General features: G+C 35.0%; 16 protein-coding genes, 3 tRNA genes and 3 pseudogenes. 9 read left to right on the forward strand and 13 right to left on the reverse strand.

Annotated elements, in window-relative coordinates; all coding sequences use genetic code 11:
• Positions 1-2 precede the first annotated feature (2 nt).
• Positions 3-374 carry a 30S ribosomal protein S12 gene (gene rpsL, locus BscR1v2_RS04485; RefSeq protein ID WP_007477052.1) on the reverse strand — a complete coding sequence of 124 codons (372 nt, stop codon included), beginning with the start codon at positions 372-374 and terminating at the stop codon, positions 3-5.
• 516 nt (positions 375-890) lie between these two features.
• Here rpsL and xth point away from each other — a divergent pair.
• From xth to BscR1v2_RS04510, 5 genes are all read left to right on the forward strand, one after another.
• Positions 891-1682, forward strand: a complete 792-nt coding sequence (gene xth, locus BscR1v2_RS04490; RefSeq protein ID WP_078689896.1) for an exodeoxyribonuclease III — start codon at positions 891-893, stop codon at positions 1680-1682.
• Between the two features lie 124 nt (positions 1683-1806).
• Positions 1807-2715 (forward strand): transporter substrate-binding domain-containing protein, encoded by a 909-nt coding sequence (locus tag BscR1v2_RS04495; protein WP_078689897.1) that lies wholly within the window; start codon positions 1807-1809, stop codon positions 2713-2715.
• 140 nt (positions 2716-2855) lie between these two features.
• Positions 2856-3608, forward strand: coding sequence for an amino acid ABC transporter permease (locus tag BscR1v2_RS04500; RefSeq protein ID WP_010703888.1), 753 nt, complete (start codon positions 2856-2858; stop codon positions 3606-3608).
• A gap of 2 nt (positions 3609-3610) precedes the next feature.
• Positions 3611-4327: an amino acid ABC transporter permease gene (locus BscR1v2_RS04505; RefSeq protein WP_078689898.1), complete on the forward strand. Its 717-nt coding sequence runs from the start codon at positions 3611-3613 to the stop codon at positions 4325-4327.
• A gap of 12 nt (positions 4328-4339) precedes the next feature.
• Positions 4340-5086, forward strand: coding sequence for an amino acid ABC transporter ATP-binding protein (locus BscR1v2_RS04510; RefSeq protein WP_078689899.1), 747 nt, complete (start codon positions 4340-4342; stop codon positions 5084-5086).
• Positions 5087-5186: 100 nt separating this feature from the next.
• Here the strand turns inward: BscR1v2_RS04510 and BscR1v2_RS04515 are convergent, their stop codons facing one another.
• The 6 genes and pseudogenes from BscR1v2_RS04515 to BscR1v2_RS04540 all read right to left on the reverse strand — a co-directional run bounded on the left by BscR1v2_RS04515 (position 5187) and on the right by BscR1v2_RS04540 (position 12145).
• The gene (locus tag BscR1v2_RS04515; protein ID WP_078689900.1) at positions 5187-5975 is read right to left on the reverse strand and encodes a tetratricopeptide repeat protein; all 789 of its coding nucleotides are present in this window, start codon (positions 5973-5975) and stop codon (positions 5187-5189) included.
• A 194-nt stretch (positions 5976-6169) separates the two neighbouring features.
• Positions 6170-8884, reverse strand: a pseudogene (locus BscR1v2_RS04520) (valine--tRNA ligase); the annotation flags it as partial.
• A gap of 174 nt (positions 8885-9058) precedes the next feature.
• Positions 9059-9625 (reverse strand): DUF2497 domain-containing protein, encoded by a 567-nt coding sequence (locus BscR1v2_RS04525; RefSeq protein ID WP_078689902.1) that lies wholly within the window; start codon positions 9623-9625, stop codon positions 9059-9061.
• 222 nt (positions 9626-9847) lie between these two features.
• Positions 9848-11140: a TolC family outer membrane protein gene (locus BscR1v2_RS04530; RefSeq protein ID WP_194284939.1), complete on the reverse strand. Its 1293-nt coding sequence runs from the start codon at positions 11138-11140 to the stop codon at positions 9848-9850.
• A gap of 58 nt (positions 11141-11198) precedes the next feature.
• Positions 11199-11873 carry a protein-L-isoaspartate O-methyltransferase family protein gene (locus BscR1v2_RS04535; protein WP_078689904.1) on the reverse strand — a complete coding sequence of 225 codons (675 nt, stop codon included), beginning with the start codon at positions 11871-11873 and terminating at the stop codon, positions 11199-11201.
• A 198-nt stretch (positions 11874-12071) separates the two neighbouring features.
• Positions 12072-12145: transfer RNA gene (locus BscR1v2_RS04540), tRNA-Cys, on the reverse strand.
• A 185-nt stretch (positions 12146-12330) separates the two neighbouring features.
• Here BscR1v2_RS04540 and BscR1v2_RS04545 point away from each other — a divergent pair.
• Positions 12331-12405: transfer RNA gene (locus tag BscR1v2_RS04545), tRNA-Asn, on the forward strand.
• A 97-nt stretch (positions 12406-12502) separates the two neighbouring features.
• Here the strand turns inward: BscR1v2_RS04545 and BscR1v2_RS04550 are convergent.
• Entirely contained in the window at positions 12503-13846 is a 1344-nt protein-coding gene (locus BscR1v2_RS04550; protein ID WP_236828979.1) for an AAA family ATPase, read from the reverse strand.
• 819 nt (positions 13847-14665) lie between these two features.
• Here BscR1v2_RS04550 and BscR1v2_RS04555 point away from each other — a divergent pair.
• On the forward strand, positions 14666-15493 hold the full coding sequence (locus BscR1v2_RS04555) for an outer membrane protein (RefSeq protein WP_078689905.1): 828 nt from the start codon (positions 14666-14668) through the stop codon (positions 15491-15493).
• Positions 15494-16797: 1304 nt separating this feature from the next.
• Here BscR1v2_RS04555 and BscR1v2_RS04560 read toward each other — a convergent pair.
• The 3 genes and pseudogenes from BscR1v2_RS04560 to ilvA all read right to left on the reverse strand — a co-directional run bounded on the left by BscR1v2_RS04560 (position 16798) and on the right by ilvA (position 20294).
• Positions 16798-18161: pseudogene (locus tag BscR1v2_RS04560) on the reverse strand (DEAD/DEAH box helicase).
• A 300-nt stretch (positions 18162-18461) separates the two neighbouring features.
• The gene (locus BscR1v2_RS04565) at positions 18462-18992 is read right to left on the reverse strand and encodes a hypothetical protein (RefSeq protein WP_078689906.1); all 531 of its coding nucleotides are present in this window, start codon (positions 18990-18992) and stop codon (positions 18462-18464) included.
• 36 nt (positions 18993-19028) lie between these two features.
• Positions 19029-20294, reverse strand: a complete 1266-nt coding sequence (gene ilvA / locus BscR1v2_RS04570) for a threonine ammonia-lyase IlvA (RefSeq protein WP_078689907.1) — start codon at positions 20292-20294, stop codon at positions 19029-19031.
• Between the two features lie 166 nt (positions 20295-20460).
• On the opposite strand from ilvA, the gene BscR1v2_RS04575 reads away from it, so the two are divergent.
• A tRNA-Leu gene (locus tag BscR1v2_RS04575) sits at positions 20461-20546 on the forward strand.
• A gap of 532 nt (positions 20547-21078) precedes the next feature.
• On the opposite strand, the gene BscR1v2_RS04585 is transcribed toward BscR1v2_RS04575, so the two are convergent.
• Entirely contained in the window at positions 21079-21351 is a 273-nt protein-coding gene (locus tag BscR1v2_RS04585) for a hypothetical protein (protein WP_078689909.1), read from the reverse strand.
• Positions 21345-23717, reverse strand: a pseudogene (locus BscR1v2_RS04590) (mechanosensitive ion channel family protein). The gene BscR1v2_RS04585 and the pseudogene BscR1v2_RS04590 overlap by 7 nt, the downstream one beginning before the upstream one ends.
• Positions 23718-24333: 616 nt before the next feature.
• Between BscR1v2_RS04590 and secD the strand changes: the two are divergent.
• The gene (secD, locus tag BscR1v2_RS04595; protein WP_078689910.1) at positions 24334-26835 is read left to right on the forward strand and encodes a protein translocase subunit SecD; all 2502 of its coding nucleotides are present in this window, start codon (positions 24334-24336) and stop codon (positions 26833-26835) included.
• Positions 26836-26992 lie beyond the last annotated feature (157 nt).

Raw genomic sequence — 26992 nt, forward strand, 5'->3', positions numbered from 1 at the left:
ATTTATTTCGGACGTTTCGCGCCATATTTTGAACGGCGCTGTTTACGATTTTTAACACCCTGTGTATCAAGCAAACCACGAATAATGTGATAACGAACCCCAGGTAAATCCTTTACACGACCACCACGAATCATCACAACAGAGTGTTCTTGAAGATTATGTCCCTCACCAGGAATATAACCGATAACCTCAAATCCATTTGTTAAACGAACCTTAGCAACTTTACGAAGAGCAGAATTAGGCTTCTTCGGTGTTGTTGTATAGACACGAGTACAAACGCCACGTTTTTGCGGGTTCGCCTGAAGGGCAGGAACCTTATTACGCTTAACCGGCGCTACACGTGGTTTGCGAATCAACTGGTTTACGGTAGGCATACAACCTTCCTCTTTCAATCTACGTTCATCTCACCCACTTGGGCTTCTTTACTTTAATACCTATCCCGATACAATTGGAATAAAGACTTAAGCTTACACACAAAGCCGGGCATGCTTATATAGATAGCTTACCCGACTAAAAGCAGAGGAGGCATTAGCCTCTTGCACTAGTATTGGTTTTTAAATTTTTTAAAACAAACTCTGTTTAAGATGACTCTCAGGGTAAAACCCTAAGATATTAATCACTCTCACATCGGTCATGATGATTTTTAATAACGAGAACATATACATTCGTCAAGTATTAAACAGCAGAAAGTTTGTAAAAATGAAAATAAAGTAACATTACGGCACTTTTACAAATTTGGTTTTTAAAGAAACTAAAGAAACTATTGTAAAGAAAGTTGCTGCTGTAATAATTCCATCCAACAAAAACAACTGCAATATATTAGAGAGTTTTCAACATACTATTCTGTAATCACTTGCTAATTGTATATATAATGCTTAAAAGTTAATACTATGAAAATTGCAACATGGAACATTGCTGGAATAAAAGCACGACATGACACACTATGTAAATGGCTGCAGAAAAATCAGCCTGATATAGTTTGCTTACAAGAAATTAAATGTATTGATGCAAATTTTCCACGTGATGAAATTGAAACTTTAGGATATCATATAGAAACACATGGACAAAAAAGTTTCAATGGCGTTGCACTTCTTTCTAAAAAAAGACCTGATGAGCTCATCCGTCAATTGCCAGGTGATGATAATGACGAGCAAGCACGTTATATTGAAGCCGTTTATTCAACAAATAAAGGGGTTGTTCGTGTCGCTTCCCTTTATCTTCCGAATGGTAACCCCATCAATAGCGAAAAACATCTTTATAAAATGAGATGGATGGAGAGATTGTATACACATGCAAAATCATTACTTGCATATGAAGATCCCCTTATTCTAGCTGGTGATTATAATGTCATCCCAACCCCATTAGATGCAAAAAAACCTGAAGAGTGGAAAAATGACGCTTTATTTCTTCCACAAACACGACAAGCATTCCAGCGCATTATTTATTTAGGTTTTTATGATTCTATTCGTAACGTTACAGATGACTCTTCTTTCAGTTTTTGGGATTTTCAAGCTGGTGCATGGCGAAAAAACAATGGCATTCGTATTGATCACTTATTATTATCCCCAGAAGCTGCAGATCAACTTGTTTGTGCCTACAGCCAAACAGAAGTAAGAGGATATGAAAAGCCTTCAGACCATGTTCCCGTTTGGATTGAGCTCAACTCTAATTTAAAAATTTAACCCTGTTATGAGGATAATTTAAAAAAAATACCCACTTCGAATAATAAACATGTTACATTGCGTGCAAAAGATTTTTAAATATAATAATTAAGAACAAAAAATTATAAAATAAATGGAGGAAATAATGAAAAAATCACTGTTGGCATTTAGTGCGGCGATTGTTATTGGGCTAACAAGTATGGTGCAAGCTCAAAATGACACGTTGGAGAAAATTAAAACAACAGGAGAAATTACTTTAGGTGTTCGCGAATCATCTATAGGTTTGGCCTATGCTATTGGTAATGGTAAATATACAGGTTTTCATACAGAAATGGCGGAATATATTATTGATGATATTTCAAAAAAAATTGGCCAATCAATTAAAATCCATTATCTTCCTATTACGTCACAAAATCGAATTCCTCTTTTACAAAACGGAACCTATGATTTCGAATGTGGTTCTACAACAAATGATTCTTCTCGCAATAAAGAGGCAGCGTTTGCTTATACCACTTATGTTGAAGAAGTTCGAATTGCTGTGAAGAAAAATTCTGGTATTAAATCTATTGAAGATTTAAATGGTAAAACAGTTGCAACCACCACCGGTACAACATCTGTTCAGCTTATCCGTAAAAATAAACGTGCAAAAAACATTAACTTCAAAGTTGTAACAGGTAAAGATCACGGAGATAGCTTTTTGTTGTTAGAATCTGGTCGTGCTGATGCATTTGTGATGGATGCTTCAATTCTCTCTGGGCATATTTCTAAATCAAAAAATCCATCCGATTATATAATTCTTGATACCGTGCTCTCAATTGAACCTATTGCCTGTATGCTTCGATTAAATGATAAAAACCTCGAGCAAGAAATCAATAATAGTATTATGCGGCAAATTAAAGATGGTTCACTTGAAAAGCTTTACAATAAATGGTTTATGGAACCAATTCCTCCTACAAATACTGTTGTCAATCTTCCCTTGTCCCAATCAACAAAATCCGCTTGGGAAAACCCTAACAATAAACCTCGGGAACATTATATAGAAAACAACTTGTAGTATTTGAATAAAGAGCAACCACACTCTCTAAAAATCGAGTGTGGTTGTACTTTTTTAACTTTTCAATAAATTTAGCATGTGTAATGCAGCTGATTTATCCACCCTACTAAGGGATGGACAACTTTAGGAAATGTTGACTAATGGACTTTTCTTTCCTTTGTATAGATGATCTTAATCAAACACCAGTGATTGGGTGCCTTGGAACTCCTGGTATAACTCATACCTACTTGGACACACTGCTCGATGGCTTTAAAAATACCGCTATATTATCTGTCTCTTCATTAATATTAGCTGTATTTGTCGGTGTCATTATAGGGACGATACGCACTCTACCCCACACTTCCATCATCAACCGCGTACTTCGTGCTATTGGTCGTGTTTGGGTAGAAATTATGCGCAATATCCCTCTGCTTGTACAAGTGTTTTTGTGGTATTTCGTTGTCCCTAAAATTTATCCACCAGCAATAAATTTTTCACCTATTGTATTAATAACCTGCGCTTTGGGGTTCTTCACATCTGCACGTGTTGCAGAGCAAGTTCGTTCAGGTATTGAATCTATTTCTTCTGGGCAGCGTTATGCAGCCATGGCAATGGGATTTACTACTGGTCAAAGTTATCGTTATATCATATTGCCACGTGCTATTCGTACAATCTTGCCACCATTAACTTCAGAGGCAATGGGGATTGTAAAAAATTCATCTATAGCATTTGCCGTTTCTATTAATGAACTAATGCAGTTCCAATACCAAACAATTGAAGAAGTAAGTCATGTCTATGAAAACTATTTGATTGTTACTATTCTTTATATTGTTATAGCTTTATTCATTTTTATTATGATGACAATCATTGAGAAAATGCTTAAAATTCCTAATCTTCAAACGGGGGGGCGTTGAATATGAAAGATTTTATGAATTCTTATTTTTGGCCTTATCTTTCTTTCAATTTTTCAGACTTTGATTTTTCATTTTTTACTTTTGATATATTCCTTTCTTATATTCTGCCAGGTCTGCTCTTTAGTGTTTTTCTAACACTTTTTGCAACGATATTTGGGCTTATCTTCGGCATATTGTTAGCAATGATGCGGCTTTCTTCTATTAAACTTTTTTCCTCGCTTGCCGTAATTTATATAACTGCCATGCGCTCAATACCACTTGTTATGGTTATCTTGTGGTTTTTTGTGCTCTTACCTTTCCTAACGGGAACGTCAATCGGCGCAAATAAATCAGCATTAATTACTTTTACTGCATTTGAAGCTGCTTATTTTGCTGAAATTATGCGCGCTGGCCTTTCTTCAATACCGCAAGGGCAAAAATATGCAGGACAAGCTCTTGGAATGACGTATTGGCAAAACATGTATATTGTACTTCTTCCCCAAGCCTTCAGAAACATGCTTCCTGTTTTTTTGACACAGGTTATTATTCTGTTTCAAGACACAACACTTGTTTATGCAATTAGTGGTAACAGTCTTTTAAACGGTTTTGATATTGTTTCTAACAATTTTGGCGTAAAACAAGAAGCTTACATTTTAGCAGCCATTTTCTATTTTGCTATCTGTTTTACATTGTCGCAGGTAGTCTTATACCTCCAGAAAAAAATATCCATCATTCGCTAATAAGGAAAAAAAATGTCTACTCATATGATCGAAATGAAAAACGTTTCCAATTGGTACGGCGAAGTTAATATTCTTAAAAATTGCACAACCAATATTAATAAAGGGGAGGTTGTGGTAGTTTGTGGACCATCAGGTTCAGGGAAATCAACCTTCATTAAAACCATCAATGCCTTAGTACCTTTTCAAAAAGGCGAAATTTGGATTAATGGTGTACCAGTACACTCAAAAAAAACAGATTTACCTAAATTGCGCAGCCATGTGGGAATGGTATTTCAACATTTTGAGCTTTTCCCACATTTGTCTGTCACGGAAAACTTAACAATTGCGCAAATTAAAGTTCTAAAACGCAGTAAAAAAGAAGCACTTGAGCGTGGTTTATTGTATCTTGAACGTGTTGGACTTATCGAACATAAAAATAAGTACCCCGGTCAGCTTTCAGGAGGCCAACAGCAACGTGTTGCTATTGCACGAGCTTTAACTATGGACCCACTTGTTATGCTTTTTGATGAACCAACCTCTGCCTTGGATCCCGAAATGGTAGGCGAAGTGTTAGACGTTATGATCAACTTAGCAGAAGAAGGTATGACAATGATTTGCGTAACCCATGAAATGAGTTTTGCGCAAAAAGTATCAAAGCGCGTAATTTTCATGGATCAAGGAACAATTTTTGAAGATTGTTCTTCAGAAGAATTTTTCTCTGATCCACAAGCTAGAACACCACGTGCACAAGAATTTTTATCAAAAATTCTCAATCATTAACTGTTACATTGTGTATCTAAGTCATTTTATTGTGAGTCTATACATAAAACCAAAATTTTATGTATAGACATTAGAGGTATATTATCGCAAATAAAATTACTTAAGAATTATCTTTTTCAAGAATATCAATAGCTAACGACATCGCTGTACGCCGTTCAAATTCATCACAAATAGCAAAAGCTCGTTCTTGCATAGGACGAATCCAACTTTTGTCTTTTGTGTTAGCCTTTTCATAAGCTGCAGTTAACATTGCTACACCACGAACTGTTTCCCCTGCTTGAAACAACATATTTCCGAGCATAGCCTGAGCAGAAGAATTTCCTTTCTTAGCTGAAAGCTGAAACCATCGAGCTGCTTGTACAGGATTTTTTTCCCCACCCTCACCTTTTAAAAGCATGCTACCTAGATAATATTGAGCTTGAGGATTTCTATAATTCGTTGCAGCCTGCGTATAAAGATCAACTGCATAAGAAGGATCAGCTTTTACAGGCGAATCAGGAATACCTTTTCTAAGATATCCCGCAAGCTTAACTAATGCATCAGAAACATAACTTTCATTTTCCGAGCCAGGATCAGCACCTTTTTCAACGATATATGCAAAAAAATTATATGCCTTATAATCATTTTCAGGCACACCATCGCCATTTGCATAAATATAACCAAGTTTCCAATTTGCACCAATGTGGCCCATATTAGCGGCATAATGTAAAGCTGAAATAGCTTGATCTGTTTGTCCATTTTTATAAGCAGACATACCACGCTTAAAAAAATCAGATGAACGGTTAGTTACTTTCTGGGAAACGCTTACATCCGCTGCACAAGCAGTAGAAAGCACCCCTAAAGTAATAGCCATCGTAGCTATTTTGAACATTTTAAAGCTATTTATCATTAAAAGTTATCCAATCTCATTACGCCATCGGTGCCACTACAAGTCTTAAAAAAACATGTATTTAAAATGCATTACCTTTTTAAAATAAAAATAAAGTATTATATAATTTCAATTTTAAAAACACGTAATGAAAAAAATATTAAATGTATCACATTTAAATAATTTTTGACTTTCATAAAAATGAAAAATTTTAATTAAACCAAGCGCTCTAAAGCAAGCGATGTTTTGTTCTTTGCAGCACGCAGTTCTATGATTCTTTTACGTTCAATTTCAACAACTTCTGGTTTTGCATTCTCTATAAACTTTGGGTTATTTAACCTAACTGATATTTTTTCAATATCTTGTTCAATTTTATTAATATCTTTCATCAAACGGGCACGTTCAGCATTTAAATCAATTAACTGCTCCAGCGATAAACAAAAAGTCACCTCTCCTAAAACAATTTGCGCAGATCCAGATGGAATTTTATCAGAGAAACAAATCGTCTCAACACGTGCTAATCTTTTAAGAATAGTATCATAACGCTGCACACGTTCTTGTATTGTCCCCTCCCCCTCTATAATAATAAGAGGTGCTTGTGCAGCCGCTGGAACATTCATTTCAGAGCGCACAGAACGAATTTCACTAATAACATCAATGAGCCAATTAACATCGATTGCAGCTTCTTCATTTACAAATGTTATCTGTGGCCATTGCGTCAATGCCAACATATTTTCACGTTTTGTGCCCGACATTGTTGTGAGAGACCACAATTTTTCCGTCATATGAGGCATAAAAGGATGCAGTAGTTTATAAACTTCATCAAGAACCCAAGCAGTACATGCTTGCGCTTCTTTTTTGGAATCTTCGTCTGAACCTTGAAATACAGGTTTAAGAAATTCAAGATACCAATCGCATAATGTATTCCAAACAAATCGATAAAGTGCGCTAGCAGCCTCATTAAATTTATAGCTCTCAATACCAGCAGTCACTGCCGAAACAGTTTTGGATAATTCTGTTACAATCCAACGATTAAAAGTAAGTTTTGCTTCTTCCGGCTTAAAAGGCAAACCATGCCTAACCCCATTCATTTCTGCAAATCGAGTGGCATTCCATAATTTTGTAGCAAAATTGCGATAACCTGCAACGCGCGAAGGATCAAGTTTTACATCACGCCCCTGCGCTGCCATAATAGCTAAAGTGAAACGTAATGCATCTGCACTATATTGATCAATAAGTTCTAGTGGATCAATAACGTTTCCCTTCGACTTTGACATCTTTGCACCCGTATGGTCCCGTACGAGAGCATGTACATAAACAGTTGGAAAAGGTACCTCACCTATAAAGTGAATACCCATCATCATCATACGGGCAACCCAGAAAAAAATAATATCAAACCCAGTAACCGATAGAGATGTTGGATAAAACGTTTTTAATTCTGTCGTCTTTTCTGGCCAACCTAGCGTCGAAAAAGGCCACAGAGCTGATGAAAACCAGGTGTCTAAGACATCCTGATCACGCGTTAGCTGAACCTCTTTACCATAATGAGATAAAGCTGAAACTAAAGCTTCTTCTTCACTTTTTTCAACAAAAATCACACCATCAGGGCCATACCAAGCTGGAATCTGATGTCCCCACCATAATTGGCGAGAAATACACCAAGGTTGAATATTCTCCATCCAATTGAAATAGGTTTTTTCCCAACTGGCTGGAACAAATTGTGTTTTGCCTTGACGAACAGCCTCTACTGCCGGTTTTGCTAATTCTGCAGCATTAACGTACCATTGATCAGTTAAAAATGGTTCAATAGGCACTCCACTCCTATCACCATGAGGAACGGTGTGCAGATGATCATCAACACTTACAAAATAACCCCGTTCCTTCATTAAAGATATGATCCGATTTCGCGCAACAAAACGATCACACCGATCCAAATCCTCCACCAATGCTTTCAATTCGTCCGATAAGACTAAACCATCAAAAAACGCTTCATTATCACGCAAAAAAACTTCAGCCTTTTGCGTTAAAATATTGATTAAGCGCAAGCCATTTCTCTGCCCTACTTCAAAATCATTAAAGTCATGCGCTGGTGTAATTTTTACAGCACCACTTCCCTCTTCAGGATCAGCATAAGAATCACCAACAATTAATAACTTGCGACCAACAAGTGGTAATATAGCATTTTGACCTATAAGATTTTTATAACGATCATCTTCAGGATTAACCGCAATGCCTGTGTCACCAAGCATTGTTTCAGGCCGCGTTGTCGCAACTGTTATAAAAGTTGTTGAATCATTTGGATCAAAAACTTTACCTTCAAGCGGATATCTAAAATGCCACAAATGACCTTTTACTTCTTTCGAATCCACTTCAAGATCTGAAATAGCCGTTAATAACTTGGGATCCCAATTAACCAAACGCTTGTCTTTATAAATCAACCCTTGCTTATAAAGTGTAACAAACACTTCACAAACAGCTTGAGACAGCCCCTCATCCATTGTAAATCGTTCACGCGACCAATCACATGAAACACCAAGACGCCGTAGTTGATTAACAATGATGCCCCCCGTCTCACGACGCCATTTCCAAACACGTTCGACAAATTTTTCTCTACCCATTTCTTGACGTGTTGGTTCTTGATGTTCTGCCAATTGGCGTTCAACAACCATTTGCGTGGCAATCCCTGCATGATCCAAACCAGGTTGCCATAATACGTTTTTACCCCTCATTCGCTGAAAACGTACCATAATGTCTTGGATTGTCGTATTTAAAGCGTGACCCATATGAAGTGAGCCCGTTACATTCGGTGGGGGAAGCATAACGCAAAAAGGCTCTGAACCTGGTTTTGAACCAGCCCCCGCCTTAAAAACACCATGAGCCTCCCACTCTTTTGCGATCTGTGGCTCTATGGAAGCGGCATCATAGTTTTTTCTATCATTCTTTTACCCACTTACTCATAACACCACTAAAAAACGTAACTTACACCTAATACCCAGCAAACATTATTCGCAAACGTCACCCACTTAAAATGGCCTTATAAAATTACAAACCAATTTTTACAATAAAAGGAAAATACCAAATGACTAAAAGTAACAAACAAACACTTAAGGTAATTTCTTAATTGTCTTGACGATTTCTTCACGCAAAATCTTTTCAACAAAAACAGGCAATTGACGCTGTAACCACTCCGCTATAGCCGGGCGTAAAATATCCTCTGCCATTCTCTCTGCAGAAGAGATAAAATATGGAGATAGTTCTATACAATCAGAAACTGTATTTTCTTGCTGCGATACAAATGCCTTAGTATTATACTGTTTTGTTTTATGAACAGAAGCCTGTTCTTCGGAAGAAAGTTTCGTTGCTTGTACACTCATACTAACTGTATTATCCTCTACATTTGTGTTATCTTGCACTTGAGACAGAGAAAAATCTTGGTTATCAGAGGAAAAGCCAATACGGTCAGCCAAAGCTTTCATTGCATCATCAACTGACAAAGTGGTTTCACAAACATCTTCTGAAGATACCTCTGAGTGTTTTTCAGAAGAAGCATCAGCAAGGGTCTCATTTACAAAATGATCAGCCTGAACTGCATTCTCTTCAATGATTTCACGAATAGATGTTAAAATCTCATCCATACTTGGCTCACGTAACGCATTTGAACTCTGTACCATATTAAAAACCTCTTAAAAACGCAAAACAATGCATCAGTGTAATAAAAGAATTATAAGATTGCCATACGAAATATGATGCCACACACAACTTTCTTTCCTTAGTTAAGTGAATTTCCCCACTTAAAAGAAACTACATGTAAACAATATATTTTTCAATATGATTAGCATTTTGATTTGTTTACCCCCTAAATGCTAATCACTATACACACATAGCTTATAGTTTCAGCGAGTATATTTAACCGTCCTCAAACCTAAATAATTTGCAGTCAATTTTCCAATAGAAGATTGAACACTATAGCTTGCAACCACAACATCCCGTTCTGCAATTGCCAGTGCAATTTGAGCATTAATCAACTGAGTTCGAGAGTTCAAAACATCTAATGTAGTTGCTTGCCCCACTCGGTTTTCTTGAATACGACCTTTAAGAGCAATTTCAGCAGCACGAACACTCTCACGATAAGCAATAACAGACGCACGCGCACCCTCTAATTGAAACCAGGCAGCAGTTAATGCTTGTCTTACACCATTTTGAGCTACAGTAAGTTGGAGACGAGCCTGTTCAAACTGCTCTTTTGATTGACGAACCTGCGCAGATGTACGTCCACCTTCAAAAATTGGAACACTCAATGAAACCCCGACCGATTGAGAAACCCCATTCTCACCAGGGCCACTATAAATTCGATTATAAGATACTGTTGTGGAAAAATCTACTTTAGGAAGCAAAGCCCCCTCTTTTGCTTTTACATTATAAGAACTGGCATCAGTCAAATATCTTGCATAAAGAATCGCTGGATGCATGATATCACCAACTCGATAACCAACATCAAGATTCTCCGGAAGCTCTGTCGCCACTGGTGGGCGTTCTAACTGTGTAGGATCTGAACCAATGATTTGACGATAAATGGCTTCCATTGCCTTCACATCAGCACGAGCGAGACTAAATTCAGAAACAGCTACAGAACGCGCTGCCTGTGCTTGAGCAAAATCTACATGAGCCCCTTCCCCTACATTTAACCTTGCTTCATTTGAACGAACTTGTTCTTCAAGAGCAGCCAAATTTTCTCGACGAAGATCAGCAATACGACGTGCTTTATACACATTAGCATATGCTGTTACAGCATCCAAAAACATATTTTGTTCAGCATTGCGAAGATATTCACGTTGCGCTTTTGTTTTAACTTGAGCTGAAAAAAATGTATTTTGTGTCACAAAACCGTCAAATAATCTTTGACTTAACCTTATTCCTACAGATCCAGAAACATTATGAGAACCCATTACAAGCTTATTCCGGACATAGGTCCCAATCCCTTCAATTTGTGGTAAAAAATTTGAGCGTGCAATGACCATATCATCATCTGATATACGTACACCAGCACGTTCGCTATTTAACTTGGCATTATACACATAAGCTTCAGCTAAAGCATCTTTCAACGTACCAGCATGAGCAGATCCTGATATAAAAACATCCAGTACTAGCAACAAACATGCCTGAAGTTTTTTATTTATTTTAAGCACACTATAAATCCTAAACTTACCACATAACTCTTTGCATATTCATGGATGAAATTAAATATTAAAACATAAAATCGAATGTCTTTAAAAAACCAGGAAGGGGTTTGACAGCAAGGTTAAAACTACGACGAACTGAAATAACCTTGTCTTCTTTTATGTAAATTTGTGCAACACCCGCGCCACCATGCCCTTCAACCACAACAAGACGCCCACCTTCTTTCATTTGATCAAAGATACCATCAGGAATAAAATCAACAGCACCTTCGATAAAAATCACATCATAAGGCCCCTTAGCAGCATAACCTTGTTCTAACGGTCCATGGACAACAACCACATTATCACACTGATGATATTTTAAAAGTTTATCTGCTTGTTCTACAAGCGTTTTATTACTTTCCAACGCAACAACAGACCCAGCAATCTTTGAAAATAATGCTGCACAATAACCACTATTTGCACCAATATTTAGCACGCTATCTGATGGCTTTATAGCTGCAAGTTGTAGCAATTTTGCTAAAGAGGCAGGCTTCATCAAATAGCATGCACGCAAATCATCTTGCGCTGGAAAAACAACGATATCTCCATCAAGATAACTTAAATCTTTAACGTCTTCTGACACGAAATCTTCACGCGGCACCGTTAAAAATGCCTCAAGAATCGATAAATCCGTTACATCTACTGTACGAATTTGATTGTCAACCATTTTGCGGCGAAGTTCTGCAAAATCTGCAACCATAACCAGTTTTTTCTCCTAATGCATAACAAAAACCACAATCAAAATGGCGGTAATAAATGTCCTTTATTGTGAATGTGACAAAAAAGCATGTTACAGTCAATAATAAGATTCTAATTGCGCTAATTTTCCATATAAAGGTAACTTCACTCAAAAAATTAAGAATACTATTCAATAAAAATTATTTTAATCAAAATTAAGTGGAGGCCTCGCCCGGAATCGAACCGGGATACAAGGATTTGCAGTCCTCTGCGTAACCATTCCGCCACGAGGCCTCGTCAATAAATATCAAAATTGTCAATAAGGGAAGGCAATGCATCCGTCAAGATACAGTAATCTTTCTTGGATCCTTTTTATTCTTTTTATACAATTTTTGATTTTTTTAAAAAAAAGTAATTTTACCCTTTGCAAATGAATATTGCTTTGCTATAGCCCTTGCACTAAAATAAATTGGTGTTATTCCTCGGTAGCTCAGTGGTAGAGCAACCGGCTGTTAACCGGTTGGTCGCTGGTTCGAATCCGGCCCGGGGAGCCATTTATTTTTCCTCTATAACCTATTGATTTTATTGATATTTATTGAAGTTAGAGACAAAACAATAAGGCTAGGAAATAAGATTTTCTAATATAGCTTGTCAGAGAATTTTCTGTATTAAATTAATGGCTTTTTCGATAGAATCAGCAAGAGGACCAGTCTCTTTAATAAAATTATAAAGTCGTGAAAATCTTTCTTTCCGGTTATTACCAAGATGTTTAACGCAATTCATCACAAGTTTCTGTAAAAAAGGCTCAACTGATCTCGACACTTCGTCGCTGCTGTTATCCAATTGAGAAATTTTGCTGCATAGAATTTTAGGATGATCGCAATCAGACGCTTCATTGCGAACAATAAATAAATTATCCACTTTAGTCTCCTCAATCAAATAAGGAGAATGAGTAGAATAAATCACGCTATTGTTGTCAGACCCTGATAATTTCTGCAAAGATTGTAATATTTTTTCTTGGGGATGGATATGTAGATTACTTGCAGGTTCATCCAACAAGAAAATTGTTCCATTTTTGCTCCTATTGGTACGAATATCTGTAAGCACTTTAAAACAAAAGAACCAACGGCACCCTTTACTTCTTTCATGTAAAGAAAAAGTGCGACCGTTAGCTTTGACCTTTAAACAATAATCTAGAAAATTGGGATTTGATCCTGTTACTGTTTTTATGCTAAAGCTATCAAATACAGTTTTTCCTCCTGTAATGTCTTCCCAATCTTTGGTAACAACACTATTAAGATAATTATTCATAGAAGATAGACGTTGATCAACTACGTCTTCATCATCACAATCAACGACATCACGTTGAAAATTAATATCCAATTCAGTTTTCCCCCCAGTTTGATGTTTATGAGCACCAATCAGTAAATCATTAAAAATATTATGCCATAAAAGGTTTTTTTTATCGTTCAACAAACTGTCCTGTGTTAATTCTTTATTTGAATCTTGAGCTGCAGTTTTTAAAAACCTAATTTTATTAGCCACATCAAACATAAAATCATCATAATAGACGATTTCAGGAATATGGTTCTGTATATAATCTAAAAGAGTTGTTACTGTTTTATCTCCATAATCCTTATTGTTGATCATTACACGCTTTTCTGTGCAAAAACTATTAACAAATGAATATGCAAAAGATAAATTTAGTTGGTTATTTTCAGAGAAATCATCTTTGATTTTTTTCAGTGTGTTAAGCTTAGCTAATTTTTCAATCTCCGCTTCATCTACTAAAATTGTGGCAGATAAGATAATACCTTTATTAAAATAACCTATTTTAGGACGTATAGAAGCAAGCTCTTCATCTGTTAATTGTTTCCCTAAACATAACTGTGATAATAGGTAAACACCCTGCAAAGTTGTTGTTTTTCCTGATTCATTATTCCCCATCAGAATAAAAGGAAAACGTCTATCTCCCCCTGAGAGATCTATTTCCACAGGTTAGCCTATCCCTTTGAAATTTTCTAATTTAAATGAAATAAATATCATAATACCCTTCAGTGTATCTTTAAAAAACAATGTTTTATGGTTGTTATTATAGAATAAGAGTATTTTATTAGTATATTTTAAAGTAATTCAATACAAAAATACTTAATTTTCTTGAAAACTACTGTTTTAAATGTGGAAATATATTATAATTATACATTGCATCCATAAAACATGCAAAATAAGGATCAGTAAAAAGTGATAAATGCTATCTACTTCATAAAACGAGACATCACTTTGCTTTCACACTTTGATAGATTTTCATACTTTGGTGAGTAATGATCACTTTTGAAGCATTTTTTTTCTGCTTCTGTAAGTTCTGTCTGTTTTTCAGTTTTTCTTCTGAATTTGTTTCCACCCACACAAACGTTTTCCATGTGCATCAATTTTAAAATGCCTCTTGTTAAGCCTGAACTGATGCTATCCAAGTTCACGTTTAATGTATAATTATGCCTTTGAATGAAATATCAAAGTAAATGTCTATTTTTCTTGCACAGATTAGAAAAATTTTAGGGAAGAAAAAGTTTTAATTTAAAGACATATTACAATAGAGTTTTGCTCATCATATTAACGTAATATAATAGACAAATTTTGAGCAAACAAAAAAATACAAAACGTTTGATATTTGTTTTATTTTTGAAGCATGAGAAGAGGTTATTGCTTTTTGTGTGGAACTTCATTTTTGCCTATACTTGTATCATTTTTACTACAGATTTTTTATGGAAAAAAATGTATCATTATGTAGTTTAGTGTGTAACTTTGGAGCAACATATGAATACTAAATATTTAATCACCGCATCTATTTTTACTTTGGTTGCATCTTCTGTAGCACAAGCAGAAAGTGGTAGAATTTCTCAAGAATCAATGTCTGTTGTTCTACCAAATGTCGTTGCTCCTTCTTTTTCTTGGACAGGTTTTTATTTCGGTGGCCAAATTGGCGGTTTTTCGAGTAAGACTGATCTAAATTTAAATTTAAAAGGTGTTGGTTCTACAAAATTATCATCGATTGAGAAAGACTTGTTACCCAAACTTTCGGGCTTTATGGGTGGTCTTTACGCGGGGGCTAATTTTGACCTTAATAATAGCCTTGTTCTAGGTGTTGATACAGATGTAATTTGGTCTGATAAAAAAGATACAAAAGTTATCAGACATAGTGGATATAAAACGAAAGATGGGGGACATGGCGTACAGAGGCAACACCATTTGCAAGAAGCAGTGTCAAGCGATGAATTATTAGAAAAATTTATTGTAACTGTAAGCCATACTTTAAAACAAAAATGGGCTGGTGCTACACGAATGCGTGTAGGTTTTGCTGTTGATCATATTATGCCTTATATTGCTGGTGGTGTTGCTTATACGCAGCTTCAAGACATCCTTCTGGTCTCAACTGGAATAAAAAAAGATAAAATAGTGGATGAAACCAAAGCAATGATTGGTTATACTTTTGGTGGTGGTATTGATTTTGCAATGATGAATGATCTTATTTTACGTGCAGAATATCGTTTCTCAAATTTTGGTAAAAAGAAATTTATTAAAGATAAATTTGAAATTGATTATAAAACCAATGATTTCCGTGTTGGTGTGTCTTATAAATTCTGATCTTTATAAATGTAATTGGGTTAAGAAGCTCTGTTAATTTTTGCTCAGAATTCTATGAATATCTTTTAAAGATTTACATGATTCATGCTTTTGTAAATGGTGTTCTAATTACAAAATGTAACCTCTAAAGCAGCAGAATAAGCTTGTAATGAGCTGTATTTAAAAGCAATAGAAGTGAAGTTATTTTTGAACAGGGTTCTTACTTTTCGCAGTTTCCTCTCTTTTTCGGGTTATTTTCTTCCATCTCAAATTTGTAATGGCATTTATGTAAATTTCAAAGCTTTTTAAGAAAGTTTTTAAGTTCAGCTTAATATAAACCAATTTAGTTCATTCTTTTAATTAAAAGATAGCTGCAATTTATTGAAAATAAAAAATAATTGAAACATTATGGTTCTCAATTTTAAAACAACATAATATAATTCATCTTTTAAATTAAAGATGCTTTTTAACTCATTAAAAATATTTCATTTATTGTTACAATAATTGGTTTTTCACACTCTTTGAAGCATTCCTTTATTTGCTTTTTGTTTTGAATATTTTTTATCCGGATTAATATCTTCTATAAGATGAAATATCCAAACTTCTTGCAAAAAGTTTTCTTTCAACCTTTGCCCGATTTAAAAGTGATAAAAATGTATATTAGGCTAAGGCTAAACAGTTTTAGCAACAAAATTTATTAACAATGCTTCATTTCTTTTTTATATTAGCTTACAGAACTCAAATTCTTTTTTGAATTCATCGCTTTTTACCAAACAAACGAAAATGATACTCATAAATTAAAGTAAATGATCTAAGCTATACTGAAAAATCAGTTTAAAAATATTTTGCTTTTGAATTAAAGCATGCGCTCATCATTGAACTGTAAGTAATTGAGTTGATTAGTATTTTAGTACGTAACCACTAGAGCTATATAACTTACAATAAATGAGATCCATCATGTTTGAAAAATAACGAAAAACCAGCCTTTTTATCAGGTTAATTATTACTAAAATTAATCGATACGCTTTTGGATTTATTTCTAAATTGCTTCAAAAATACACTAACTATCTCATACATTACGTAAACATATTGTTTCGTACTACAACTTCGCAACCTTACAGCTAGAATAGCGCTATTTGTGTGCTTTTTTAAGTGTTCCATTGTATTTTCTTATAACAGATAATCAATATATGGTTAGAGCACTTTAAAAGCACCAAATACATTAAAAACACAACCACCAAATCTGTTGCTACAGCTTAAAAGGATTTTGCCAGGTTTCCTCTGATATAACCTAGTTATTTTTGTTATTTTTCCAAATGTTTTATTTAAGCCACCTGCTTTATTGACTTACGAAAACGAAATGATTTAGCACGTTTTGTTGTGGTTTTTGCTTTCTTACATCTTTTATTTTTAGATGAAGAATTTTTGACATGTGATTGTTTAATTTGATCTATATGATCAAAAGCCTGCTTCTGACACTGAGATTTCTTAAAACAATGTTTCTTATCATTTTCTGGTATAAGGGATTTCTCTGGAAGTGCTGCAATTTGTGGTGGAATATCTTCGCGCGTCAATTTCATTCGAATAACACGTTCTACAGCACGTAAACGTACTTGTTCTACCTTTTCATCAAAAAGTGTAATAGCGTTGCCAGACGTATCATTTCGTCCCGTACGGCCAATACGATGCACATAATTTTCAGCTTCATCCGGTAAATCATAATTAATAACGTGGCTGACTCCAGGCACATCAATACCACGTGCAGCAATATCAGTTGCAACAAGAATCCCTACCGACCCTTCACGAAAAGCTTTCAAGGCACGCTGTCGTGCAGCATGCGATTTATTTCCATGAATTGCTGCAACAGAATATCCCGCCTTCGTCAAACTGCGTGCAACAGCATCAGCACCATGTTTAGTTCGCGTAAAAATAATAACCGAAGCTAAAGCCGGATCTGTTAAAAACTTATTCAAAACGCTCTTTTTTTCACTTGTAGGAACACAATATAATTTTTGAGTAATTTTCGTAGCAACAGTTCCTTGAGGAACAATTTCTATTTTTACTGGTTCATTAAGCAAATTCTTTGCAAGTGTAACTATTTCCCGTGGCATTGTCGCTGAAAAAAGTGCTGTTTGACGCTTCTCATGCAAAAGTTTTGCAATGCGTTGTACATCACGAATAAAGCCCATATCTAACATACGATCAGCTTCATCTAAAACCAAAAAACGAGACTGAGAAAGATCAATGCATTTTTCACTGACAAGGTCCATTAAACGCCCTGGTGTTGCAATTAAAACATCCACACCTGTTTTCATACGTTTGATTTGCGCAAATCGAGATACCCCCCTAAAATTAAACATGTTGAAAGGTGAGACCCTTTTGCAACCATACGAATTGATTCTTCAATCTGAACTGCAAGTTCACGAGTTGGAACTAAGATCAAAGCTCGTGCAGTTTTAGGATATCTTTTGTCACCTAAAGCTAAAATTTGGCTCAAAACAGGTAATCCAAATGCTAATGTTTTTCCAGAACCGGTTTGTGCAATACCTAAAATATCGCGCTTTTTTAGCATGACTGGAATAGCCTGTTTTTGAATAGGCTTAGGTTTGTTTATACCAGCAATAAATAGGTTTTCAGTTAAAAGTGTAGGTATACCTAATTTTATAAAGGCATTTTCTTTTATATTCACAACAAAATCTCTCTTTAGCTCAAGAACTGCAAACAGCTAACAAGCCACAATTACATCATCTTAAAATCCCGTATAATCGAGATCTGACATTGAACATTTAAAATACCGCTTAAATAAAAATAAGCGACTTGAGCAGTTCATAAGTATCTTCAAATTTAAAGAGAAAATGTAAAATTACTTTGTAAAACGCCAATATTCAAGCTTAAATGTCTTAAGTTACACTATTGTTGGATTAAAATAAAAAAGCAAGTACTTTCTAAAAGCAGTTATTATAAGCAGAAGAAACATTAGCTTTATTATTTATCTTTTTATTACCGTTTCCTTTGGAAGATTGATTCCATCAAAATCAGGATAAATTTCAAGAAAAACCGGATTTTGTATTGTTTTCTGCCCTCCATAAATTAAATACCACCTGTTATTATCAAAAATCGCCAATGTTTTATAATGAATAATGCGATCTTCTGTTTTTAGCGTAGTTGGAATCAATGCGTAAAAAGAACCATTATCTGTTTGCCGATAATCTATTTTTATCTCATCTAAATAATAAGCGTCAGAAGGCAAATTTTCAAACTGAGTATGAAGTTGTTTAAGTAAATTGTTGCGTAAATCATCTTCTGTTGTATTTAATCGATGTGCCATTTCTTTATAAAGCCGGTCAGGCATATGAGCAGAAACAATTGCAAAATTTCTATCTTTTATAGCATTATTGATATCAACAACTAGGTTTAAAAGCTCTGTTTTTTGTATTGTTGTTTGTTTGGCTGCTAAACTTTGTCCGCCAGTACCTAACAATAAAAATACCCCCAGCGTAAAATAACGAAAAAATCTCATTTTTATAACTTTCGCTCTAGTAAAAAATTTAAACTTTTAAATTACAAAATCAAATAATACCTGATCATTAGTAATATCACGATAAGGCCAACCTAACGCTTGAAAATTTTTCTCTAAGACGTAAAAATTATCATACTTTTTTGTTTCAATTGCAATCAAAACAGAACCAAAATTTCTAGCTGATTTTTTGAGATATTCAAACCGCACAATGTCATCATCTGGTGTTAATTGAGCAAGGAAGCTACGCAAAGCACCAGGGTGTTGTGGAAAACCAAAAATAAAATATTTTTTTAATCCCTGAAAACGCGAAGAGCGCTCTTTAATGTCTGGCAAACGTTCAAAATCAAAATTACCACCTGAAATAATTAAAAGAATTTTTTTGCCTTTCAATTCCTGACGAGAAATACTTTTCAGAGCATCAATCGACAAAGCACCAGCTGGCTCAAGAACCACACCTTCAACATTGAGCATTTCAACCATTGTAGAACAAACTCTGTTCTCAGGAACTGTAATAATACAATCAGGTGAAAATTGCTGCAACATAGCATAATTTAACGCGCCAATTTCAGCCACAGCAGCACCATCTACAAATGTATTAATATTTTCAAGTTTGACACGTTTTTTGTTCTTTAAACATGCAAGTAAACTCGCCGCCCCTTCCGGTTCAACAAAACGGATCTTTGTTTTCCAACCATATTCATGTAAAAAATTGCTCACACCACTAGCCAGACCACCACCGCCCACAGGTACAACAATTAAATCTGGCTCACTTTCTCCATTAAGTTTTTTCCATTGTAAAGCAGCCTCACATAAAACTGTTGCTTGCCCTGTAACAATGCGAATATCATCAAAAGGTGGTGCCATCACACCTCCCCCCTCAGCTACAAAAGATTGCGCAGCCTCATAACATTGGTCAAATGTATCACCAACCAAACGGATTTCAATAAATTCCTTACCGAAAATACGTGTCTTATCAATTTTTTGCTGTGGTGTTGTCACAGGCATAAAAATAATGCCTCTACGTTTAAAATAGCGACAAACAAAAGAAACCCCTTGTGCATGATTACCTGCTGATGCACAAACAAATGCTGCATCTTGAGATACCTTATCAAGCATCTCTGAAACAAAATTGAAAGCACCACGAATTTTATACGACCGTACAGGTGTTAAATCCTCACGCTTTAAATAAATTTCCGCATCATATTTTTGACTAAGAAAATCATTGCGTTGAAGTGGTGTTTCAGTAAAAACATTACGTAAAGCTACCATAGCTTTAGTCACATCTTGAACAAATTCACTCATAGCACCACTTATTTTCCTGATTTATTGATAGTGTATAGATTTCTTCTAACTGTAAAAACAATTATTGTCAGTCAAAAATTTATCACAGAACGAAAGAAAATTCTTTTGTTATTAATTCTTGATTAAATAAAAGATATAGCTTATGAGAAAGCCCTTAGCCCTTATCGCGGACGTGATGAAATAGGTAAACATAGCAGACTTAAAATCTGCCGGTCGAAGACCTTGCGGGTTCAAGTCCCGCCGTCCGCACCATTAATTATATAAAATATTTTTCTATTCCAGTTTTATTGGAAGTGATGAAAAATCACTTTTAAATCATCTTATATAAAGAATTATAGCGTTATCAACGCTGTACAGTAATTATCAAAATTGTAAATAAAGAGTCCTGTTAAAGCATTTTTTATCATGCTTTTTTGGCAATTTACTAATAATGCTTCACTAAACAGTTAGGGCTGCCACTATGAACTGGATGCAATTGCCCTAAACACTTTTTAAAAGCAATTTTAAGTTCTACAGTTTGAACATCTTTTGTAGTTAATGAAATTTAAGATCTATATAGCTTTTCTAAGCAACTGATTTTACATATCTGAATTAAGCATAATAAATGCGTATCAGCCCTCTTCTTATTTTCTCTCTGATCTTCTTGAAGATTGCCCAATCTTTTGTATGAAAAAGCACCAAAATTTTTACAAATATATCATCAATTCTATAACCAAATAGATCAGAAAGCTTTACTATAAAACCCTTCCAACAAAGCCTTATAATAAAAGAATCACAAACTATTTTACTTAAAAAATACTCTACTTTCATCTATCTCTATAGTATCGTCTGCTTTTATTGCATAATTATCCTTATTGGAAAAAGTAATAAAACAGCCCTTTGTACACACTGTAATCATTTGGCCAGTATCTAGTGAAATATTTGAACGTGCACTTCCTTCAGCAATAATAAGCAACTGTACTGTTAAACCATTATTTTTCACAGTTGCTGCAAAAACTTTCATAGAAAAAACACTGAATAGTGTCACCGTAATAAAAATATAAAAATATTTTAGCACTCTAAAATCCCTTCTTCAAAAAACGTTTATAAAGCATAAAGCGAAGAGCATTGTTTACCTTAGAAGTAGAAGTGATATTAGGTACGTAAATAGCCAAGGTAAATGAAAAGTTTTGTTTATCAAATCCAGTAAAATTCACCTGCGGCGCAGGGTTTTTCAAAACTCCCTCCGTTGCAGAAGCAATTTCTAGCAATATTTGAACGACGTATTCTGGATCAACATTAGTTGCAACAGTCAAAGGTATATCAATTCGCCCCATTTTGCTGCGACGCGTCCAATTATTTACGTTGTTATTGATGAGATTTGAGTTAGGAATAATGATTGTCTGGCGCTGAAATGTCTCAAGTTCAGTTGCACGCACACTAATACGTTTGACAATACCACGAACCGATCCTGATTCTACATAATCACCTAATTTAAATGGCCGCCCGATTAAAATAATAAGCCCAGATACAAAATTTTGGACAATATTTTGCAAACCAAAACCGATACCAAGTGAAAGCCCTCCAGCAACGAGCGCCAAACTACTAAGATTAAAACCTGCTGTTGACACTCCTAACAAGACCGACAAAGCGATACCCCCATAGCTTATGACCGTTTTGATAGAATTACGCACACCCAGATCGAATTCTCCGCGCTCCATTACTGTGCCGTCTAGCCAACAAATAAATAGACGAATAATGAACAAACAAACAAAGAAAACAACTATTCCCATGACAATAGAAATCAAAGAAATAGACATATTTCCAATCTGAAAACCTGTCATTAATTGCCAAAATAGTGCCCCTATTTCAGAATACGAAAATCCAAACTTCCCAATAATTGGTACTGTACAAAGCACAAACACAACCACATTAAGAAGAATACTAATAACAACTCCTAATTGATCCATCGTTTTTTCTTCGAAATGAAACCATTTCATCAAAGTGTGACCAATTCCTGTTTTGATAAATTCCCCTTTAGATGCGATAGCACGTGTACTTTGTATCCCCAAATACATCAAAATTAAAAATGCACTACTGGTCACAATCAGCTGCACGACAAATCGTGCCAAACCAATATAACCTAAAAAATCCATCACAATAAGAAATAATCCCAATACAAAGAGAGGAATACGTATATAAAGTGGCCAAGGTAGTGGTTTTATCTCTTCATTTTGAAAACGCTTACGCCTAAACTGCAAAGGTATAAACGCAATGATAAACAACAAAACTCCTACAAGAAAAACAGCAATAAAGCTTTTAGCAATTGTTAAAGAAAGAGATGCTGAAACCGCCCAATAAATACTATCAAAAACAGCATCAAGTGCTAAAACTCCACCTAACAAAGTAAGCAAAATTATCAGTTGATATGCTGACGATGGTGCAATATTCAAAAGGCGGACAGGTGCCATTTTTGGTGATAAAAGAGAAACTGCTATACGATTTATCAAAAAGACCATAATAATCTGGTGCCCAATCGTATGAAATACTTCTGTAAGCTTCTCCAAAGTCAAACTGAAATGGTGCAATAGGAAAAATGTCAAATAAATGCAAAAAACACATACAAATGAAGGCAAAAGAATTGAAATAAAAGCAACCAATAAACGCTGTAGATAAGGGACTTCGTCATTACCTGTGATAACACGGGAGCTTACGTGCGCAATACTTTTGTGCGAAAAATAAGAAAGACCTAAAGCAACAATCAGTGGAATAAAAAGGTAGAAAGTAATTGTAATGGTTTGAAATGATACACAAATTTCCACCAAGAGTTAAACAACGAAATAAAATCAAACGAAGCCTCTTTGGTTTTTGTAATAATATCTTCAAGCATTGACATTGAAAATTCAAATTTGTACGTAAGGGTGCGCGTAAACAATGCTCGAGATTGAGAAATAGCACGTTCCGTCATCTTATTTGCAGTCAAAAATATCTCTTCAAACTGACATACTATACTATTAATTTTAGCCTTTTGCTCTATCAGACCAGATCGTTCCTTATTTTGGCTTTCTAAGTCTGTTTGACCATCTTGCAGCTCAGCCGACTGGCTAAGAAGTATATTAATGTTATTAAGAGGAGCGCGTAAAACAAATGCAGCTTCTAAAGCACGCTTACTTATATCTTGTGCCTGCAACCGCCATTCTTTTAAAATGTGCTCATCTTCTGATTCACTTTCAAAGTTTTTTTGTAAAGACTCGATATCTTGCTTAAGAGTCTCAAGAATTGGCTGTTGTTGCTGAACAATTTCTTCAACTAATTGTGAAGTTATTGATTGCCCAATTTCTATAGTTGGAGATGCTAAATTTCCCCATGAAAAAGCGCTAAATAAAACACTAATCGTGATGATTGAGAAAAAAACATATAATTTTTTTTAAAGAATAAATACATATCCGCCCTAAAAATAAGTAAAAAGAGTAATTCCTTTTTAAATATGGCATAAGATAATATTTCCAACTCTCATAAGAATAATCCCATAAAAGCCTCCCCTCACCCAATAATGCTAATAAAGGAGACTAAATAGACCTAAAATTAATAAGACAAAAAATAATTTAGCATGTTTTTTGCTCTTATATTGCAAAAAATTTTCTCTTTTGTACAATTTGTTTTTTTGTGCAACATTGAGCAATGTAGCTGCTTAATAGCTTAGAAATGTGTATGCACTTGATCAGAGTACGACATACTGATAATGTAGTAGGTATTACGGTTTATCTAGAAAATAAATACAATCAACTGAATTTCACGATATTTCACAATGATTACAAACAAAAATGTATAACAGCTTATATCCACTATGATTGACCTGTTGCAACTTTCTAAACAGGCATTGAATATATTTTCAAATCCTATAATTATTGCTCATATAAGGTGTTATAGTCTTCAAAAATAATACTTTTTAAATTAACATGCTCCTTTCGTTGTTTGAGCTGCAAAATTATCATTTTAATTTTACTTTGCGCGCTTAACTTCAATAACTCTTACAGTGTTCTATTAGTTGGAATATATCATGCGTACACCTGGCTGGCTAATCACTCTCTATTGCCTTATCCTTTTAAGCGGCATTTACGTTGCATTACCTAATTTATTCTCACAAGAACAAATTAAAACCTCTAAATTCCTGCCTAACACCCACGTGACGCTTGGACTTGATCTTCAAGGAGGATCTTCTCTCTTACTGGAAGTTGATGTAAAAACATTAAAGCGTGATCAATTACGCACAATTTTAGATAATGTACGCACAAAACTGCGTGAACAAAAAATCCGTACATCCAATATTCGTATCATTGAAGATGACATTATTATTGTTATTTCCGATCCTACACAAAATCAAAAAGCCGTTACTGCTTTAGAAACATTGATCATGCCGATACAAAATAGCTTTGGCACCACAACCAATGATATCACTATTAGCACTCAAAATGAGAATATCCGTGTAACATTAACTGAATCTGGTATTAAGGATCGTATTAAAAACACTGTTGAACAAAGCTTAGAAATCATTCGCCGACGTATTGATCAAATAGGTGTAGCTGAACCAGCCATTCAAAAAGTAGGAACTAATCGTATTATGGTTCAATTGCCTGGTCTCCAAGATCCAAAACAATTACGTGATCTTCTAGGAACAACCGCAAAAATGACCTTCCATCTTGTTCCTTCCAATGTGGATGTAAACACCCCGCCTATAGGTGTTTCAATTCTTCCTGGGTATACTGATGAAAATCAACATTTTGCAATTTATGATCAAATTGCTTTGGATGGAAATGTACTAAAAGATGCACGCGCAGGTTTTGACCCGCAAATGCCAGGGCGTGCTATTATTTCATTTACCATGAATTCAATTGGTTCTAAAATATTTGCGGAAATAACACGTAAAAACATTAACCGTCCCTTTGCAATCGTTCTTGATAACAAAGTTTTGACCGCTCCTGTCATTAATGGCATTATCCCTAATGGACAAGGTCAAATCACAGGAAATTTTGATATAAAAGAAGCATCAACCCTTGCTGCTTTACTGCGAGCTGGCTCTTTGCCCGCACCATTAATTGTTATTGAAGAAAGAACTGTAGGCCCAGATCTTGGTGCAGACGCTATTAAAATGGGACTTTATACAGGAATTATAGGCTTTGTTCTTGTCGCCATTTTCATGTTTCTTCTATATGGCATTTGGGGCATTATCACCGACATAGCGCTAGCGCTACATACTATTTTGACACTTGCAGCATTAAGTCTTCTCGGTGCTACACTCACACTGCCGGGTATTGCCGGTATTATTTTGGGTATTGGCATTGCTGTCGATGCCAATATTTTGATTAATGAACGTATTCGAGAAGAAAGTCGCAAAGGTGTCAGCGCCTTTGCTGCCTTAGATCGTGGATTTAAACAAGCTTTTGCGACCATTGTTGATGCCAATGTTACGGCTATTATTGCAACCATTTTACTTTTTTGGTTTGGTAATGGCCCTGTTCGCGGTTTTGCAATCACAATGTTACTTGGAATTATTATCTCCATGTTCACTGATATCACCATAGTGCGTATCATCATGGTTTGGGTTGTCCGTAAATGGAAAATAAAGACGCTGCGTATTCAACCTTTCTTTGACTTTACCTTATACAATACAACTTTCCACTTTATGAAAGCCCGTTTTATAGGTATTGGTATTTCAATTATTTTATCACTTGCTTCAATTTTTCTGTTCTTTAAACCTGGTTTGAATTTTGGTATCGATTTTATTGGTGGTAGCCAAATGAGTATAACAACAAAGGCGCCAGCAAATTTAGCTACCCTGCGCTCAACGCTTTCCGCCCTTAATATCGGTGAAGTAAAGTTACAAAATATTGATAACGCACACACAGTTTTAATTCGTATCCAGAAACAAAACGGTGATGAAATACAACAAACCGTTGCCATGGATAAGGTCAAGGCAGCCATACAGAATATCTACCCAGATACTATATTTGATCAAATAGAAATTGTTGGCCCTAAGATTTCAGAAGAATTTGTTACAGCTAGTGTTATTGCTGTTATACTAGCAGCAATTGCTATGTCACTCTACATTTGGTGGCGCTTTGAATGGTTCTTTGCAGTTGGAGCAATTGTTACACTCATTCTTGATATCGCAAAAATGATTGGTCTTTTTGCTTTGTTTCAATTTGATTTTAATTTGACCGCTATTGCTGCCCTTTTAACGATTGTTGGTTACTCGATTAACGATAAAGTAGTTGTTTATAACCGCATGCGTGAAAATATGCGTCTTTATAAAAAAATGCCTATGTATCAGTTGATAGACCTCTCGATTAATCAAGTTTTTACACGCTGTGTCTTCACATCAACCACTACAATATTAGCTATGTTGCCTATGGCATTATGGGGTGGAAGTGCTGTCTATAATTTTGCATTGCCTATGGTCTTTGGTATTATTATTGCTACATTATCTTCTATCTTTATTGCAGCTCCTATTCTATTATTGTTAAGTAACTGGGGTATAAGCAAAATAAAAGAGAAGGCATAAATAATAAAACCCAATAAACCATAATTGGCACATCAATTCATATGACGTGCCATTTTTCTCTCCCTATAAAAATACAATCGTTTTAGACAACCAAAAAATCTCAAAAAATTATACTCTATGATATGCTACCAGTTACAATTATTGTTATTGGATTCAT

Source organism: Bartonella schoenbuchensis R1 (genome assembly GCF_002022685.1).
GTDB classification, from domain to species: domain Bacteria; phylum Pseudomonadota; class Alphaproteobacteria; order Rhizobiales; family Rhizobiaceae; genus Bartonella; species Bartonella schoenbuchensis.

Bases quoted from the DNA above. Each gene is read 5' to 3' on its own strand.
- rpsL (WP_007477052.1), bottom strand. From the start codon at position 374: ATGCCTACCGTAAACCAGTTGATTCGCAAACCACGTGTAGCGCCGGTT.
- xth (WP_078689896.1), top strand. From the start codon at position 891: ATGAAAATTGCAACATGGAACATTGCTGGAATAAAAGCACGACATGAC.
- BscR1v2_RS04495 (WP_078689897.1), top strand. From the start codon at position 1,807: ATGAAAAAATCACTGTTGGCATTTAGTGCGGCGATTGTTATTGGGCTA.
- BscR1v2_RS04500 (WP_010703888.1), top strand. From the start codon at position 2,856: ATGGACTTTTCTTTCCTTTGTATAGATGATCTTAATCAAACACCAGTG.
- BscR1v2_RS04505 (WP_078689898.1), top strand. From the start codon at position 3,611: ATGAAAGATTTTATGAATTCTTATTTTTGGCCTTATCTTTCTTTCAAT.
- BscR1v2_RS04510 (WP_078689899.1), top strand. From the start codon at position 4,340: ATGTCTACTCATATGATCGAAATGAAAAACGTTTCCAATTGGTACGGC.
- BscR1v2_RS04515 (WP_078689900.1), bottom strand. From the start codon at position 5,975: ATGATAAATAGCTTTAAAATGTTCAAAATAGCTACGATGGCTATTACT.
- BscR1v2_RS04525 (WP_078689902.1), bottom strand. From the start codon at position 9,625: ATGGTACAGAGTTCAAATGCGTTACGTGAGCCAAGTATGGATGAGATT.
- BscR1v2_RS04535 (WP_078689904.1), bottom strand. From the start codon at position 11,873: ATGGTTGCAGATTTTGCAGAACTTCGCCGCAAAATGGTTGACAATCAA.
- BscR1v2_RS04555 (WP_078689905.1), top strand. From the start codon at position 14,666: ATGAATACTAAATATTTAATCACCGCATCTATTTTTACTTTGGTTGCA.
- BscR1v2_RS04565 (WP_078689906.1), bottom strand. From the start codon at position 18,992: ATGAGATTTTTTCGTTATTTTACGCTGGGGGTATTTTTATTGTTAGGT.
- ilvA (WP_078689907.1), bottom strand. From the start codon at position 20,294: ATGAGTGAATTTGTTCAAGATGTGACTAAAGCTATGGTAGCTTTACGT.
- secD (WP_078689910.1), top strand. From the start codon at position 24,334: ATGCGTACACCTGGCTGGCTAATCACTCTCTATTGCCTTATCCTTTTA.